This is a genomic window from Ancrocorticia populi (assembly GCF_003123745.1).
In the GTDB taxonomy this organism is placed as follows: Bacteria; Actinomycetota; Actinomycetes; order Actinomycetales; family Actinomycetaceae; genus Ancrocorticia; species Ancrocorticia populi.
The window spans coordinates 43,810-60,009 of record NZ_QETB01000004.1 but is presented as its reverse complement, the minus strand read 5'-3'; the positions used below and the strand labels follow the sequence as shown (position 1 = coordinate 60,009).

Annotated in this window: 15 protein-coding genes; 12 read left to right on the top strand and 3 right to left on the bottom strand. The window is 59.6% G+C overall.

Going from position 1 to position 16,200, the window contains the following annotated elements; genetic code table 11:
• Positions 1–9: 9 nt before the first annotated feature.
• Genes DD236_RS07415 through DD236_RS07405 form a run of 3 tightly spaced genes read right to left on the bottom strand, consistent with a single transcriptional unit; the run spans position 10 to position 3,617 of the window.
• On the bottom strand, positions 10–1,125 hold the full coding sequence (locus DD236_RS07415; protein ID WP_109093759.1) for an AMP-binding protein: 1,116 nt from the start codon (positions 1,123–1,125) through the stop codon (positions 10–12).
• A complete protein-coding gene (locus DD236_RS07410) occupies positions 1,118–2,029 on the bottom strand; it encodes a 1,4-dihydroxy-2-naphthoyl-CoA synthase (protein ID WP_109093758.1) in 912 nt (303 codons plus the stop codon). The genes DD236_RS07415 and DD236_RS07410 overlap by 8 nt, the downstream gene beginning before the upstream one ends.
• Positions 2,022–3,617, bottom strand: a complete 1,596-nt coding sequence (locus tag DD236_RS07405) for a hypothetical protein (RefSeq protein WP_109093757.1) — start codon at positions 3,615–3,617, stop codon at positions 2,022–2,024. The genes DD236_RS07410 and DD236_RS07405 overlap by 8 nt, the downstream gene beginning before the upstream one ends.
• Before the next feature lie 77 nt (positions 3,618–3,694).
• On the opposite strand from DD236_RS07405, the gene DD236_RS07400 reads away from it, so the two are divergent.
• From DD236_RS07400 to DD236_RS07345, 12 genes are all read left to right on the top strand, one after another.
• The gene (locus tag DD236_RS07400; RefSeq protein WP_109093756.1) at positions 3,695–4,393 is read left to right on the top strand and encodes a demethylmenaquinone methyltransferase; all 699 of its coding nucleotides are present in this window, start codon (positions 3,695–3,697) and stop codon (positions 4,391–4,393) included.
• A gap of 131 nt (positions 4,394–4,524) precedes the next feature.
• Positions 4,525–5,784 carry an NAD(P)/FAD-dependent oxidoreductase gene (locus DD236_RS07395; RefSeq protein WP_109093755.1) on the top strand — a complete coding sequence of 420 codons (1,260 nt, stop codon included), beginning with the start codon at positions 4,525–4,527 and terminating at the stop codon, positions 5,782–5,784.
• 55 nt (positions 5,785–5,839) lie between these two features.
• Complete coding sequence (locus tag DD236_RS07390; RefSeq protein ID WP_109093754.1) at positions 5,840–6,199, top strand: NADH-quinone oxidoreductase subunit A; 360 nt, start codon at positions 5,840–5,842, stop codon at positions 6,197–6,199.
• 11 nt (positions 6,200–6,210) lie between these two features.
• Positions 6,211–6,768: an NADH-quinone oxidoreductase subunit B gene (locus DD236_RS07385; protein WP_109093753.1), complete on the top strand. Its 558-nt coding sequence runs from the start codon at positions 6,211–6,213 to the stop codon at positions 6,766–6,768.
• A complete protein-coding gene (locus tag DD236_RS07380) occupies positions 6,765–7,469 on the top strand; it encodes an NADH-quinone oxidoreductase subunit C (protein ID WP_109093752.1) in 705 nt (234 codons plus the stop codon). The genes DD236_RS07385 and DD236_RS07380 overlap by 4 nt, the downstream gene beginning before the upstream one ends.
• Complete coding sequence (locus DD236_RS07375) at positions 7,469–8,818, top strand: NADH-quinone oxidoreductase subunit D (protein ID WP_109093751.1); 1,350 nt, start codon at positions 7,469–7,471, stop codon at positions 8,816–8,818. Before DD236_RS07380 ends, DD236_RS07375 begins: the two co-directional genes overlap by 1 nt.
• Positions 8,818–9,474: an NADH-quinone oxidoreductase subunit NuoE gene (gene nuoE, locus DD236_RS07370; protein ID WP_109093750.1), complete on the top strand. Its 657-nt coding sequence runs from the start codon at positions 8,818–8,820 to the stop codon at positions 9,472–9,474. The genes DD236_RS07375 and nuoE overlap by 1 nt, the downstream gene beginning before the upstream one ends.
• The gene (nuoF, locus tag DD236_RS07365) at positions 9,471–10,781 is read left to right on the top strand and encodes an NADH-quinone oxidoreductase subunit NuoF (protein ID WP_109093749.1); all 1,311 of its coding nucleotides are present in this window, start codon (positions 9,471–9,473) and stop codon (positions 10,779–10,781) included. Before nuoE ends, nuoF begins: the two co-directional genes overlap by 4 nt.
• Positions 10,778–13,324 (top strand): NADH-quinone oxidoreductase subunit G, encoded by a 2,547-nt coding sequence (locus tag DD236_RS07360; protein WP_109093748.1) that lies wholly within the window; start codon positions 10,778–10,780, stop codon positions 13,322–13,324. The genes nuoF and DD236_RS07360 overlap by 4 nt, the downstream gene beginning before the upstream one ends.
• A complete protein-coding gene (nuoH, locus tag DD236_RS07355; protein ID WP_243410073.1) occupies positions 13,321–14,649 on the top strand; it encodes an NADH-quinone oxidoreductase subunit NuoH in 1,329 nt (442 codons plus the stop codon). The genes DD236_RS07360 and nuoH overlap by 4 nt, the downstream gene beginning before the upstream one ends.
• Complete coding sequence (gene nuoI, locus DD236_RS07350) at positions 14,642–15,283, top strand: NADH-quinone oxidoreductase subunit NuoI (RefSeq protein ID WP_109093746.1); 642 nt, start codon at positions 14,642–14,644, stop codon at positions 15,281–15,283. The genes nuoH and nuoI overlap by 8 nt, the downstream gene beginning before the upstream one ends.
• Positions 15,280–16,200, top strand: a complete 921-nt coding sequence (locus tag DD236_RS07345) for an NADH-quinone oxidoreductase subunit J (RefSeq protein ID WP_109093745.1) — start codon at positions 15,280–15,282, stop codon at positions 16,198–16,200. Before nuoI ends, DD236_RS07345 begins: the two co-directional genes overlap by 4 nt.

Below are 16,200 nucleotides of genomic sequence, written 5' to 3'. Positions count from 1 at the left end.
GGGTTCATCCTACTCGGTTGCGCGGCGGGCTTCTTCACGGCGGCTGAGAAGCTTCTCGAGGCGGACCCGGTCGGGCTTGCCGGAGTCGAGACGCGGGAACGTTTCGATCCCCAGTTCCGCCACGGTCACGAATTCTTGGGGCACGGCTTCAACCAGCGGCTTCAGCTCCGCCCGGGGAGATCCGAGGGCGTTTTCCGTGACCGCCACTAGTTTTTCACCCCAGTACGGATCAGGAATACCGACGACGACGTTTTCCCCGCCACCCAGCCCCTCCAACTCACGTTCGATCGGTTCGGGCAAAACGGTGAGGCCGCCGGTGGTGATAGCCCGGTCCAGCCGGCCCGTCACCCGCAACAAACCGTCTGATAGGTGGCCGGCATCATTTGTAGGGAACACTCCAGAAAAGAGAGAAGCTCCGAGGTAGCCATGGGCTACGACAGATCCAGTGATGGTGATCCGCCCGCGGGCGCCCGTGGTGATCTGTGTGTCTCCGATTGGGCGTCCGTTGTAGGCGCAGCCTCCGCAGGTTTCCGTCATCCCATATGTGGTGACGAGGTTCAGGCCGATCGAGCGTCCGCGTTCCAGAAGATCGGGCGCGGTTCCGGCACCTCCCACGAGGATCGCCGAAAAGGCCGCCGCAGCCCCGGCGTGTGGGGAATCGAGGAGACGCTTGAGCTGGGTGGGAACAAGAGAAAGATATGTCCGGGTGCCGTCCAACGCGCTTACGCACTTGGCAAGCTCGTCAGGTGTTCCCTTTCCGGCGTCGAAGAATCGGTGGCCCGTCAGGAGTGGACGGGCCACCGTCTGGAACCCGGCAATGTGATGGGTGGGCAAGGCGCACACCCAGTTGCCAGGTCCTCCCAGTGCCTCGTTGGTAGCCCTCGCGGAATACGCGAGTGTGGAACGCGGGAGCACCACGAGCTTGCCCTGCCCCGAGCTTCCCGATGTTTGCATGATGGCGTAGGGCTCGGCCGGGAGAAGAGCCGTGTTGCTCGGATCGGACAATGCTGTTTCTAGGGCCTCGGCGATTGCAGCCGCGGCCGGCGTGAGCGCCAGGGCGCCGTTCCACGATTCAAGGGCCGTGCCAACCTCGGCTGGGGTGGGTGCGGTCAGTATGTCAGGCATAGTAGGGGAAATCGGACCAATCGGGCGCGCGGCGCTCGAGGAAGGCGTCGCGGCCCTCTCTCGCTTCCTCCGTCATGTAAGCAAGCCTCGTTGATTCACCAGCGAACATCTGCATCCCGGCCATCCCATCGTCCAGCGCATTGAAGGAGAACTTCAACATGCGGATGGCCTGAGGAGACTTGGAGGCGATGATAGCTGCGTACTCCAACGCCTTCTTCTCTAGCTCGGCGTGGGGCACAGCCTCGTTCACAGCGCCCCACTCCTCGGCCTGTTCCGCCGAGTATTCGCGTGCTAGGAAAAAGATCTCGCGGGCGCGGCGGTCTCCTACTTGGCGGGCCAGCAGTTGCGAGCCGTACCCGGAGTCAAAAGACCCCACATTGGCGTCCACCTGCTTGAACCGGGCATGCTCCTTGGAGGCAATGGCCAGATCGCACACCACTTCGAGGGAGTGGCCGCCGCCCGTTGCCCAACCTGGGATGGCGGCGATGACGATTTTAGGCATGGATCGGATGAGCCGCTGCACCTCTAAGATGTGGAGGCGTCCGGCGCGTGCGGGATCGGGCTTCTGCCCATCGGAGTAGCGGTAGCCATCGCGTCCGCGCACCCGCTGATCGCCGCCCGAGCAGAACGCCCAGCCGCCGTCCTTCGGGGAGGGCCCGTTGCCGGTGAGGATTACTGCGGCAACATCCGAGGTGAGCCGGGCATGGTCTAGCGCGGTATAGAGCTCATCAACAGTTTCGGGGCGGAAGGCGTTGCGAACCTCGGGACGGTCGAAGGCAATCCTCACCACCGGGAGATCACCGTTCGGGCCGATGCCCCGGTGATAGGTAATGTCCGTGAAATCGAATTCCTCGACTGTCCGCCACACCGCAGGATCAAATAGATCAGATACGTGCCTACTCATGTGATGGGTCCTCTGGGTTCCGATCGGTGGTTTGGTCCGGTTGCGCCGGTTGGACCTGCGTCTGGTTTGGAGGCATTGGCGCCTGCTGTGCAGGTGGCTGAACAGGAACCTGGCTCTGAATTGGGCCCTGTGCCGGAGCCTGAGCCTGCGTCTGAACCGGCGCCTGAGGTGCCGGGTATCCGGGTCCGCCCGGGTAGCCCGGGTATGCCTGCCCAACAGGATATGCCGGAGCGGGGGGATAGATAGGGGCAGGATGTCCAGATGGCCGCGATACTGTGGCGATTAGCTCGATCAGGACACCCATGGCGGTGAACCATAGGATGCTCAACCATGACAGTTGAACCGTGGCAGATATGGATTCGGAGTCGGGGCCAAACTTCGCTGATGCAGACATGGCCAACCTGTTCGCAACGATTGTCAGAGTCCCTGCCACGAGGAAAGAAACGGGGACGAAGCAGTGTCCGAGGAAGTTGCGTTCGAATCGTGGATCGCGGGTTCGCGCCCACCAAATTCCAGCAAGCCCCACGATGAGGACGATGAGGAGCACCATAGGAACCTGCACGTTCCAAGGGGCATCGGTGAAGAGTATCCCGCTGTCCGTTTCGCTCATTCCTTGGCCTTCCGAAATGATCGCCGAACCGGATCCACCCAGCGCCCCAATAACGCCCACAATTCCTACGTTGACGAAGTACGGGAATACCGCGAACAAGATGGAGGCTGGCACATCCTCGAGCTTGAACAGTGCATAGGCGGTTAGGTAAATGCCGGAAACCAGAGTAATAGCCAGAAGGGTTCCCAGCGTCACTCTGATGGCTTGAACGGCCGTTGGTCCAAGCGTTGGGATGGACGAGAGATGGTAGGTGTCTCGCTTCGCGGGCGCACTGGCGAGGCGTCCGATCGTCGCTGCAGCAAATCCAATGACGAAGCCTCCAGCGAGGGCCATGGCGGCATTCGAGGAGACCACTAGCGAGAGATCGAGCGTGATATCAAAGTTCTCTGTGTCCCCCGGGATTTCGGATCCCAACGATTCAGTAAGAGAAAAGTCATTCAGGGACACATCGATAATGTTAGGGAGCGCCAGAAGTAGGCCCGCCACTGCCGTCACGGCTCCCGTAACAAGCGCTGGCAGCCACACCATCGGCTGTGAGTTCCGGATCTTTCGCCCTTCGCGCCGATGTGCCCACGCAATCACTAACGCGATGATCACTGTGAGCATCAGAGGCATCGCCCACAAGGTGGCTTCAACCGAAACCTGCTCCTCGGGAATCCCGCCGAACGGATAATTCATGCCCATTGTCATCGTCATCGCGATGGGAGTGGCAAGCGCAGTCACCAACATGAGGAAGGCCGATTCCCAGACCGTTGGCACGTTGGCCTGCAGGTTGTCCAACAACATCGCTCCAATTTCGTCAACCTCATCTGGCAGGCCCTCTTGGCCAGCTAGATCCGTGAGGCTTGGGAGGAGCGCGAGGCTGACAACCGTGAGCAAATAGGTCACCACTAATGCGATGATCGGGGCGAGGATCGTGGTGAGCCACGTCCTGCCAGAAAATCGGGTATTTCGTGGAATTATCATTGGAACGCTCATGGGAAACTTCCTCTCATTTCTGAGTATCAGCCTAGGCCATGGGGCACAGAGTTAGGTAAGCGTGGTTGAATACAGCCATGAGTAGCCGAGCAACACTGAAGAAGATGCCCACGGAAGTGGCCGGAATGTTTGATGAGGTCGCGGCAAGATACGACATCATGAACGATCTGATGACGATGGGTCAGGTGCGCGTATGGCGTGAGGCCGTTACCGTGGCGATCGATGCTCGTCCAGGTATCAAGGTCTTGGATCTGGCAGCGGGCACTGGAACATCATCGGCCGCATACGCCGCCCGGGGCGCGGATGTGGTTGCGTGCGATTTCTCCAAGGGGATGATTAGCGAGGGTAGGAAGCGGTATCCAGAGCTCACGTTTGTTGAAGGCGATGCCATGGATTTGCCTTTTGAAGATGAGACTTTCGACGTGACAACTATTTCCTATGGGCTGCGAAATGTGAACGATCCAGATCTAGCCCTGAGGGAAATGCTCAGGGTCACCAAGCCCGGTGGCAAGTTGCTGGTGGCAGAGTTCTCCACGCCCACATGGGCGCCCTTCAGGTCTCTGTACAATTTTTATCTAGGTACCGCACTGCCGGCACTCAGCCAGCTCTTTTCCTCGGACCACGCGGCATACGATTACTTGATCGAATCGATCCAAGCCTGGCCGGATCAGGAACGCCTAGCGGAGAAGATCCAAGGGGCAGGCTGGAGGAACGTCGGTTATCGTAACCTCGCAGGGGGCATTGTAGCGCTGCATCGCGCCACCCGCGTGGGCTAGGCCACGCGCCTACCTATTACGAAAGGAAACACTGACGTAAATAGCCCCATTTTCGTTTCTCTTCCCTTCAGCCCGCTGCGTAAGATGGGAGCGGTGTGCCACGAGCACAGCAAGAGATAGATGGAGGCAAGATGACGGACGCGGCAGAAGTCGTCGTCGTCGGCGGAGGACCAGCCGGCGCGTCTGCAGCCTACTATCTTGCAATGGCCGGACACGACGTACTTGTGGTTGAAAAAGCCACGTTCCCCCGCGACAAAATCTGCGGAGACGGACTCACGCCGCGCGCCGTAGCCGAATTAATCCGGATGGGAGTGGACACCACCGGGTGGGCGCGCAATACGGGTCTGCGAACATACGGTGGCGGACACTGCGTAGAAGTGCCCTGGCCAGAGCTTGCCAGCATGCCAAATTACGGGCTAGCTGCACCACGCGAAACTTTTGACGATGTACTGATCGAGAAGGCCAAAGAGGCCGGTGCGCGCCTAGAAGAGGGCGTAACGGTGACGGGGCCCATTCGCCATGAACGTACTGGCCGCGTTATTGGAGTGACTGCCAAGGCGGGCCCCGGGCGCGAACCGCGCGAGTACCGCGCGCCCTTCATCATCGATGCCGGGGGAGTGTCTGCGCGTTTGGCCACAACTGTCGGCCGCCAGAAAGCTATGAACCGCCCCATGGGCGTTGCCTATCGGACCTATTTCCAGTCCCCACAAGCCGAGGATTCGATGATGGAATCCCACCTCGAACTATGGGAAGGCAAACCCGGCGCATCTGATCTCATGCCCGGATACGGTTGGATCTTCGCGGTGGGAGACGGCCTCGTCAACGTTGGCCTAGGATCACTTTCCTCCAACGCGCAGCCCTCGGGTCTGGATTACCGGGCCATGTTCGCCAATTGGATGGCGAATGTGCCGGCAGAATGGGGCTTCACCGAGGAGAATCAGGTGGGCAAGCTGCGCGGAGCCGCGCTTCCCATGGCGTTCAACCGCAAGCCGCACTACGCGGATGGTCTGCTTCTCGTGGGAGACGCGGGCGGAATGGTCTCGCCATTCAATGGAGAGGGCATCGCCTACGCACTCCAGTCAGGCAGGATGGCTGCTGACTCAATCGGTCAGGCATTAGCGCGGCCCACGGTAAGTTCGATGGATGCGGCGGTATCCGAATATCCGCGGATGATCCGCGATGAGCTGGGCGGCTACTACTCCCTCGGACGGATTTTTGCCACGCTAATTGAACGCCCGGAGATCATGCACCTGTGCGTGAAATATGGGTTACCGAGGCCCACGCTCATGCGGTTCGTTATGAAACTCCTCTCCGATTGCTACGACAGGACCGGTGGGGATTGGATGGATCGAACAATCGCAGCTTTGGCGAAGGCGGTCCCTAAAGCATGATCTGTGACATTATTCAGTTAGTTTGTTGTAAGGGTAGAGAGCAGGTGGAGAACCGGTGAACGCATACGTTCCGTTGCTGGTGATGATCGTTGCCGCATTCTTCTTGGCCATTGCTGGCCTAGTGTTGAGCGCGATTCTGAGCCCAAATCGCTATAACCGGGTCAAGCTGGAGAACTACGAATGTGGTGTGGAGGCAACGCCTAGCGCCGGCCCCAGCAGCCGATTCCCCGTGAAGTACTATCTGACGGCCATGACCTTCATCATCTTCGATATCGAAGTTGTCTTCCTGTATCCGTGGGCAGTTTCGTTCGAGGAACTCGGGATGTTCGGCATGGTTGCCATGCTCACGTTTATTGTTTTGATCACCGTGCCCTTCGTATACGAGTGGCGCCGCGGTGGGCTTGAGTGGGACTGAGGAGGTAACACATGGCACATCAAGAAGATGGTTCTGGCATCATCATGACAACGATCGAGCAGGTTGCCAACTGGGGCGTCACGCGTTCCGAGTGGCCTGTGACGATGGGGCTTGCATGCTGTGCAATTGAGATGATGGCCTTCGGCACGCCACGATTCGACGCGTCCCGATTCGGCATGGAGGTATTCCGTGCCTCGCCGCGCCAGTCCGATCTGCTCATCGTGTCCGGACGCGTGAGCCAGAAGATGGCTCCCGTTGTGCGAGAGATGTATGACCAGATGGCCGATCCCAAGTGGGTCATTTCCATGGGTGTGTGCGCATCATCCGGTGGCATGTTCAATAATTACGCGATCATTCAGGGATGCGATCACATCGTTCCCGTGGATATCTATCTTCCCGGGTGTCCGCCGCGTCCGGAGATGCTTATTAACTCCGTTCTGGAGCTGCGCAAGCAGGTCATGAACGAGCACAAGATTACAAAGAAGCGCCGCTTGGCAGCAGCGCGGGCAGCGGAAGCCGCCGCGATGAATGCCGCGCCAACACACGAGATGAAGGGGCTGCTCGCGTGAGCGAAAACAATGAGGGCGCGCTGACGCCCGGTAGCCCCCAGCCATCAGTCCTCCGCGAGGTCAAGGGCATGTGGGGAGTCAGGGGATCCGGGGATACCTCCGGATTCGCTGGGCTCGAGCACACCGAAGTGATGGCTCGTCCCGCGAGCCGGCCCTACGGCGGCTGGTTTGACGAAGTTGTTGACGTCCTGATTGAGCTTTTCCAAGCTGACGGAATCGATCCCCACGAGGCGATCGAGAAAGTAGTGGTAGAAAACGGTCAGCTCGTCATCTTCATCGCTCGTCAGCACCTGCTGGCTGCAGCTAAGTATCTGCGTGACGATCAGGACCTTCGTTTTGAGATGTGCCTTGGCGTTTCCGCCGTGCACTACCCGAACGATAAGGGCCGCGAGCTTCACTCCTACTTCCCGTTCTTCTCCATTACCCACAATCGCATGGTTGCCCTCGAAGTGACATGTCCGGACGAAGATCCTCACACGCCGTCGATCGTTTCCGTTTACCCCGGAGACGATTGGCCCGAACGCGAGGCGTGGGATCTCATGGGAATCATTTATGACGATCATCCTGGGCTTACGCGTTCCGCGATGCCAGATGATTGGGTGGGCCACCCCCAGCGGAAGGATTACCCGCTAGGCGGCATCCCAGTGGAATACAAGGGAGCGGTTATTCCGCCACCGGATACTCGGAGGGAATACAACTAATGACCTCACAACAATTCCACGCCACGAGCGGCGCCACCGAAGCCGATCTTGACGGACTTCCCGGATTCGACGCCATTGGTGGCGATTGGTCGGATATCGCCTCGGAGGCCGCGCAGCTGGCTGAAGAGCGCATCGTCGTTAACATCGGCCCGGTCCACCCCTCAACGCACGGCGTCTTCCGCCTCCTGATGGAGCTGGACGGCGAATACGTTCGCGAGATTCGCGGCGCTACTGGGTTCCTCCACACGGGAATCGAAAAGAACATGGAGTACCGCACCTGGACTCAGGGCGTCAGCTTTGTGACTCGTATGGACTACACGGCCTGCTTCTTCCAAGAGGTGGGCTACTGCATGGGTATTGAAAAGCTCTTGGGCATCGAGGATCAGATTCCCGAGCGCGCGCAGCAGATTCGTGTGCTCATGATGGAGCTCTCCCGGGTTGCATCCCACTTGATCGCCTTCGGTTCCGCCCTCAACGAGCTGGGTGCCACCTCGATGATGACGGCCGGATTCCGTGGCCGTGAAGATCTCATGCGGATCATCGAGCGCATCTCTGGCCTGCGAATGAACAACGAATACATCCGCCCGGGCGGGGTTGCTGAGGATCTGACTCCCGGCACCACGGATTATGCACGTGAAGTGTTGCCGAACGTGCGCCAAGCGATGCTGGACATGTGGGACATCGTTGGTGAAAACCCCATCTTCAAGAAGCGCTTCCAAAACGTTGGCGTCCTGTCACTGCCGGCCCTCATGGCGCTTGGCCAGACGGGCCCGGGCCTCAAGGCCGCGGGCCTTCCGTGGGACCTGCGCAAGACGCAGCCATACTGCGGGTACGAGAACTACGAGTTCGACGTTCCTACAACGGATAAGTCCGATGCTTACAACCGCACGTGGATCCGTGTGCAGGAATGCCACCAATCCCTCCGCATTATCTACCAGGTGCTCGATCGTTTAGACGCGAGTGAAGGCCAACCGGTGATGGTGGAGGACAAGCGCATTGCGTGGCCTGCTCAGCTGTCCATCGCCACGGACGGGCAAGGCACCTCTCACGAACACGTCCAAGAGATCATGACCCAGTCCATGGAGTCCCTGATCCACCACTTTAAGCTGGTGACCGAGGGATTCCGCGTGCCAGCGGGCCAGAGCTACACCTTGATCGAGCACGCCAAGGGCACGTGGGGATGTCACCTTGTGTCCGATGGTGGTACGCGCCCGTACCGCGCGCACGTCTCCGATCCGGGTTTCCGCAATCTTCAGGGGCTCTCGATGATGGCAGAGGGCGGGCTACTCGCTGATGCCATTGTTTGCCTTGCTTCAATCGATCCGGTTATGGGAGGTGTTGACCGCTAATGGAACAGAACTTTGACTCTGCCGTTGAAGAAAGGCTCCGCGCCGAATCTGCGCAGATCATTGCGCGTTATCCGCAGAGCCGATCGGCAATCATGCCGATCTTGCACCTCATTCAGGCTGAGGATGGCTTTGTTTCCCCGCGTGGAATCGTGTTGACCGCGGATATTCTGGGACTCACACGAGCCGAGGTTTCCGCCGTTGCAACGTTCTACAGCCAGTATCGCCGCCACCCAAACGGCGAATACAACGTGGGCGTATGTACCAATGCACTTTGTGCGGTGATGGGCGGAGACGCGATCTGGGAGGACCTGAGCGATTACCTCGGGATCGGCTCTGATGAGACTACTGAGGATGGAAAGATCACCCTAGAGGCTCTCGAATGCAACGCCGGATGCGATTACGCGCCGGTGGTCATGGTGAACTGGGAATTCTTCGATAATCAAACTCCGGCAAGCGCACGCGAAATTGTGGACGATATCCGCGAGGGCAAGGATGTTCACCCAACACGCGGCGCAGCGAAGGTCCACACCTTCAAGGAAACCGAGCGCGTGCTCGCGGGCTTTGAAGACGGCCATGTAGATGAGGGGCCGGGTGCCGGCTCCGCATCTCTTGTTGGCTTGGCTATCGCTCACGGAAAGGGAGGGGAGCAGAAGTGACTACTCTCAAGCCTGTGATCTCAGAGATCTGGGATCAAGAGCGCTCGTGGAAACTAGAGACGTACAAGAAGAACCACGGTTATGAGGCTCTGGAGAAGGCCTGGAGCTACAACGAAGGCGAGCTAACTCAGCTGATGAAGGATGCTGGGCTTGCCGGACGCGGTGGCGCGGGGTTCCCCACGGGGCTCAAATGGTCTTTCCTCCCTGCACCTGACGGTGGCCCGCGCTACCTCGTGGTGAATGCGGACGAATCTGAGCCGGGCACATGCAAGGACATCCCGGCGCTCATGGCAAACCCCCACGATCTCATCGAGGGCATGGCGATTTGTCTTCTCGCAGTTGGCGGGCATCACGGCTTCGTCTATCTGCGCGGTGAGGTTGTTCATGTATATCGCCGCCTCATGGCCGCGGTGCGTGAGGCCAAGGAAGCCGGATTGATCGGTAAAGGCGTTGGCCCTAAAGGCAACTACGATCTGGATATCACGGTCCACGCCGGTGCGGGTGCCTACATCTGCGGCGAGGAGACGGCTCTTCTCGATTCCCTCGAAGGACTGCGCGGCCAGCCTCGTTTGAAGCCGCCGTTCCCGGCGGCCGAGGGCCTTTACGCCCGCCCCACCGTTATCAACAACGTGGAGACCATCTCCTCCGTTCCCGGCATTGTCCGCAACGGCAAGGAATGGTTCCAAGATATGGGAACCGAATCGGCCAACGGCCACGGCTTCTTCTCGCTGTCCGGACACGTCACCAAACCCGGCCAGTACGAGGCTCCGCTCGGTATCACGGGCCGTGAACTCCTCGAATACGCGGGTGGTATCCGCAGCGGGCATGAGCTCAAGTTCTGGGCGGTTGGTGGTTCCTCCGCTCCGCTGTTCACGCCGGAGCATCTGGATGTGCCACTAGATTACAACTCGGTGAAGCAGGCAGGTTCCATGCTGGCAACCCGCGCCCTCATGATGTTTGATGAGACGGTGTCCGTTGTTCGTGTGATCTCGCGCTGGACTGATTTCTACCAGCACGAATCGTGCGGTAAGTGCACACCGTGCCGGGAAGGCACGTTCTGGATGCGCCAGATCATGCACCGCCTCGAAGAAGGCAAGGGCCAGCCCGGCGATGTGGACCTGCTCTACGAAATTGCCGGAAACATTCAGGGGCGCTCATTCTGCGCACTCGGTGATGCCGCGGCAACCCCGATCAAATCGGGCATCGAGCTGTTCCGCGGTGAGTTCGAGGCAGGCTACACCACGCCAGCGCGCGAGCTATTCCCCCATGAGAAATCTACTTTGTTCAGTGAGGTGGGCGTTCGATGAGTGAACTCGTAACCCTCAAGATTGACGGCAAGGAGATCTCGGTTCCCAAGGGAACGATGATCATCAGGGCCGCGGAGCAAGCCGGGGTGCGGATTCCACGTTTCTGTGATCATCCGCTTCTCAAGCCTGCTGGCGCCTGCCGTCAGTGCCTAGTCGAGGTAGCGCGCCCAGGGCGCGATGGTAACCTCGCCAAGATGCCGAAGCCCGCGGCTTCGTGCGCGGAGGCTGTCAGCCCCGGCATGGAGGTTTACACCCAGCACACCTCCGAGGTGGCCCGCAAGGCTCAGCACGGGATCATGGAGTTCCTCCTGATCAACCATCCGATGGACTGCCCGGTGTGCGATAAGGGCGGCGAATGCCCCCTGCAGAATCAGGCGATGACCGATGGGCGGGCGACCTCCCGCTTCATCGACGTCAAGCGGACGTACCCGAAGCCTATTCAGGTTTCGTCCCAGATTCTGCTGGATCGCGACCGCTGCATCCTCTGCCAGCGTTGCACCCGTTTCCAGAGCCAGATCGCGGGCGACCGCTTCATCCAGCTTCAGGGCCGCGGTGGCGGTACGCCGGGATATTCCGTTCATTCACTAAACGGATCCCAGATCGGCAACTTTGATTCCAGCGTGCTCGGCTTCTCCGAGAGCGATGGAAACGTCCCGGGCTTCGTTAACGCGGAATACTCGGGTCCATACGGCACGCTCGGATTGGAAGGCGGATTCTCCGCCGGTCCCATCGCGGATTCCGAAGAGGATTCATCCGGGCGTCCATTCAGCTCCTACTTCTCCGGCAATATCATTCAGATTTGCCCCGTAGGTGCCCTGACAAGCGCCTCCTACCGGTTCCGTTCGCGTCCGTTCGATCTCGTGTCTGTGCCTTCAGTTGCCGAACACGATGCCTCGGGTTCAGCAATACGCATCGATTACCGGCGCGGGACGATCCTTCGCCGCCTTTCGGGTGAAGACGCCGAAGTCAACGAAGAGTGGATCACCGATAAGGACCGCTTCGCATTCCGTTGGCAGGACGGCTCGGACCGCCTGAAGAACCCGTTTGTTCGCGATACCCAGGGCAACTTGGTTCCTACCTCGTGGCCGGATGCTATTGATGTAGCTGCTCGCGGCTTGGCTAAGTCCAAGGCGGTTGGTGTCTTAACTGGCGGCCGGTTGGCGATGGAGGATGCCTACGCGTACTCCAAGTTTGCACGCGTTGTGCTTGGCACCAATGACATCGATTTCCGCACCCGTCCCGTTAGCGCCGAAGAGGAAGCCTTCATCGGCTCGACGGTAGCAGGATCCGGAATCGGCGTTACCTACAAGGACCTGGAAACCGCCGGTCATGTTCTGACGGTTGGCTTTGAGGCCGAAGAAGAATGCGGCACCGTATTCCTCCGGCTCCGTAAGGGATTCCTCGCTGGAACGGTTAACGTCTCGGTGATCTCCGCCTATGAAACCGGTGGCACCTCCAAGATGGGCGCTCGGTTTATCCCGGCGGCCCCAGGTACTGAGGCGACGATTCTTGACGGACTTTCCTCGGGTGACGCGACCTTTGACTCACTCGCAGAATCCGGCGTAATCCTTGTGGGGGAGCGTACGGCGGACACGCCGGGTGCCCTCTCCGCAGCGCTCCGGTTGGCGGAACGTACCGGTGCCCGTATCGCGTGGATTCCTCGCCGTGCGGGAGACCGTGGAGCCATTGAAGCCGGTGCTCTCGGATCTCTGCTTCCAGGCGGACGCCCGGTTGCCGAATCAGCAGCCCGTGTTGATGCTGCTGCAGTGTGGGGTGTCGATTCCCTGCCCGCCGAGTCTGGGCGCACAACTCAGGAAATCCTCGCAGCGGCTGCTGATGGCACGCTCGATGGCCTGCTCCTAGCCGGCGTTGACCTCGCGGATCTTCCGGAGGGCGCCGCCGATGCTGTGAAGGCTGCCGGATTTGTTGTACAGCTTGAGGTTCGTGGAACCACGATCTCTGAGCTGGCCGACGTGGTTCTGCCTGTTGCCCCGCCTTCGGAAAAGGGCGGATCCTTCGTGAACTGGGAAGGCAGGATCCGTCCGTTCGGTCAGGTCCTTACCTCGGTCCAGCGCCCCGATCGCACGGTTCTGAACGAACTGGCGCTCGAGATGGGCACGGATCTAGGGCTTGCCACGCTTGCCGATGTGGTGGGCGAAATAAGCGAGTTCCACAGTTGGGATGGCGCACGTGTGGCCGCCCCGAACGATGCCGCAGCGGCAGTTGCCGCGCCGGCTGCCGGGCAAGCGACGCTTGCTAGTTGGAACCTCATGTTGGGTGCCGGATCGCTGCAAGCGTTCGAACCCCATCTTGCCGGGACCGCACGTAAGCCTGTTGCAGTGCTCGATGCCGCAACGGCAAAGGCTGCGGGTATCGGCTCACAGTTGACACTCTCCGGACCATCCGGAGCGCTCACTCTCGATGCGGTGATTCGTCCGATGCCTGAGGGCGTTGTGTGGATCCCGCAGAATTCAGTGGGATGTCAGATCGCAACTCTGGGCGTTCGCGCCGGAGAGCAGGTCGCTTTGGAGGTAACAAAGTGAATCCTTCAATTCTGGCAGCCGAGCAGGTTGCTGATTTCTCGGAAGATACATGGTGGATCTGGGTCATCAAGGCCGTCTTCATCATCGTCTACTTGATCCTTTCGGTGCTGCTTGCCCTCTGGGTGGAGCGCCGCGGTTTGGGCCTCATGCAGAATCGCTTGGGTCCGAACCGGGTTGGGCCGCTCGGCCTCTTCCAAGCGATCTCGGATGCACTAAAGCTCATTATCAAAGAGGACTTCTGGCTGAAGGGCGCGGATAAGGTCATTTACTTTATCTCGCCTGTGATCGCCGCGGCGTGTGCCTTCATCCTGATGGCCGTGCTCCCCATGGGGCCGCAAGTGTCCATCTTTGGAATCAACACCCCGCTACAGCTCGCAGATTCGCCGGTGGCGCTCATCTTCTTGCTTGCAGTCGCGGCACTCGGAGAATATGGACTGGTATTCGGTGGTTGGTCTACCCGATCCACCCTGCCCCTGTTCGGCTCCGTCCGCTCGGCAACGCAGATGATTTCTTACGAGCTCGCGCTCGGCCTCTCTCTCGTGACCGTGGTTCTTGCTTCAGGGACCATGTCAACGTCCGGGATTGTTGAAGCGCAGTCCGGCCTGTGGAACTGCATCACGCTGTTCCCAGCGTTCTGTGTGTACATCGTTTCAATGTTCGGTGAAACCAACCGCTTGCCCTTCGATTTGCCGGAGGCAGAGGGCGAACTGGTGGCAGGGCACACCACGGAGTACTCCTCCATGAAGTTCGCGTGGTACTACCTCTCCGAATACATCAACATGCTCAACGTGTCGATGATCGCCACAACAATGTTCCTCGGCGGCTGGCGCGCAGGCCCGATTGTCACGTGGATTTACTCGCTGTGGGGCGGGGATCCGAACACCGGCTGGATACCCATGCTGTGGTTCTTCGGCAAGACCTGGGTCTTCATGTTCATCATGATCTGGACCCGAGCAACGCTGCTGCGTATGCGCTATGACCACTTCATGAAGCTTGGCTGGAAGGTCCTTATTCCTGTTTCGCTCGGCTGGCTGGTATGTGTCACGCTGATTCGCGGAGTTACCTCGTTCACGGACATTTCGCAGCGCTCGCTATACATCGGAATTGGCGTCATTTTCCTCGTGCTTATCGGGATCATATGGATCTTCGGTGATAAGGATGATAAGGACGAACAGAGTTCGGAAGAACCCGGATTCGTCCGTCCCGAAGAAGAATTTGACGCGATGGCCGGAGGATTCCCGGTCCCGCCGCTTCCCGGCCAAACGCTTCCACCTTCGCCGCGGGCTTCGCGGCAACAGACCACGCAGGAGGGCGAACTTGTCTGAGAACGAATTCAAAGATCCGGACCCCGCGCTCTGGGCGCCGGCGGAGAAGGGCCCGGTTGGCCAGTTCTTCGCTCCCGTTGCTGGATTCGGTGTAACCCTCTCCACGATGTTTCGGCCAACGTCCACAGAGCAGTACCCGGAGGAGAAGGTCCCAACGCAGGCGCGTTATCACGGACGCCATCACCTCAATCGCTACCCTGATGGCCTTGAACGGTGCATCGGCTGTGAGCTATGTGCGTGGGCTTGCCCGGCGGACGCGATCTACGTGGAAGCCGGAGCCAACACACCTGAGGAGCAGTACTCCCCAGGCGAGCGCTTCGGCAAGGTTTACCAAATCAACTACCTTCGCTGTATCTTCTGTGGATACTGCATTCAGGCTTGCCCAACGCGCGCTCTGACCATGACCAACGAGTTCGAGTTGGCTGGTCCCACGCGCGAGGGCCTGATCTACGAGAAGCAGGACCTGCTAGCCCCAATGGGAGAAAACATGCTAGCCGCTCCGCATCCCATGGTGCCCGGCACCTCGGATGCTGATTACTACCGCGGTTCCGTGACCGGGCCGGTTCCCGAACAAATCGAATGGGTTCGCGAGCATCGCCCCGATGATCCCACTCTCCAGAACAAGGGGGCATGATGGGTACGCTCGAGATCTCGACCGGAGAGACACTGCTCTTCTTCGCAATCGCGATCGTGATGATCGTTCTTGCCATCTTCGGCCTACTCATCACACGCCGCGCCGTCTACTCGGCAGGCAGCATGATCGCGATCATGGTGTGCCTTGCGTTCCTCTACACAATGCTTGAGGCGCCCTTCATGGGTGTTGTCCAAGTGGCCGTATACACGGGCGCGATCCTCATGATGTTCCTGTTCGTGCTCATGATGATCGGTGTGGATTCCTCCGACACCACGCACGAGACACTCAACTGGCAGCGTCCCGTTGCTGTTTTGGGGGGCCTCGGTTTCGTGGTGATCGCGATCGGTGCGATCCTTGGGGCCCACACGCCAGAGGCTGTGGGTATGAAGGAAGCGAATTCCCCGACTAATCCGGAATCGATCGCTCAATCGATCTTCGGGAATCACGTTCTGACACTCGAACTGGTGGGAACACTTCTCGTGGTCGCGGCCCTAGGCGCTATGGTCCTCACCCATCGGGAGAAGACTCATCCTGAGCTTACGCAGCCAGAGCTCGTGGACGCCAAGATGGAGGCCTACGCCGCCACCGGACGCCACATTGGCCAGAAGCCACCTACGGGCGTATACGCCGAATCTAACTCGGCCGCCAACCCGGCCCTCACCGCTGGTGGTGTGGAAGTTGAAGAGTCCGTCCCGCGCGTACTCCGCGTTCGTGGCCAGGCACGCCGTGTCAGCCAAATCTCGCCAGCCACTGCCGATCGCATTCGCCGCGGTGAACTCGATGGCCCACATCCTCAGGTGCCCAATTCCGGATTGCCCGGAATGCCGGGTGAGGCAGCGCCCGAGTACCCGTCGTCGGCCCCCCAAATCGACTCCGCCCCGGACAAGCCGGAGCTTGAAGAAGGTGAATCCGAGTGA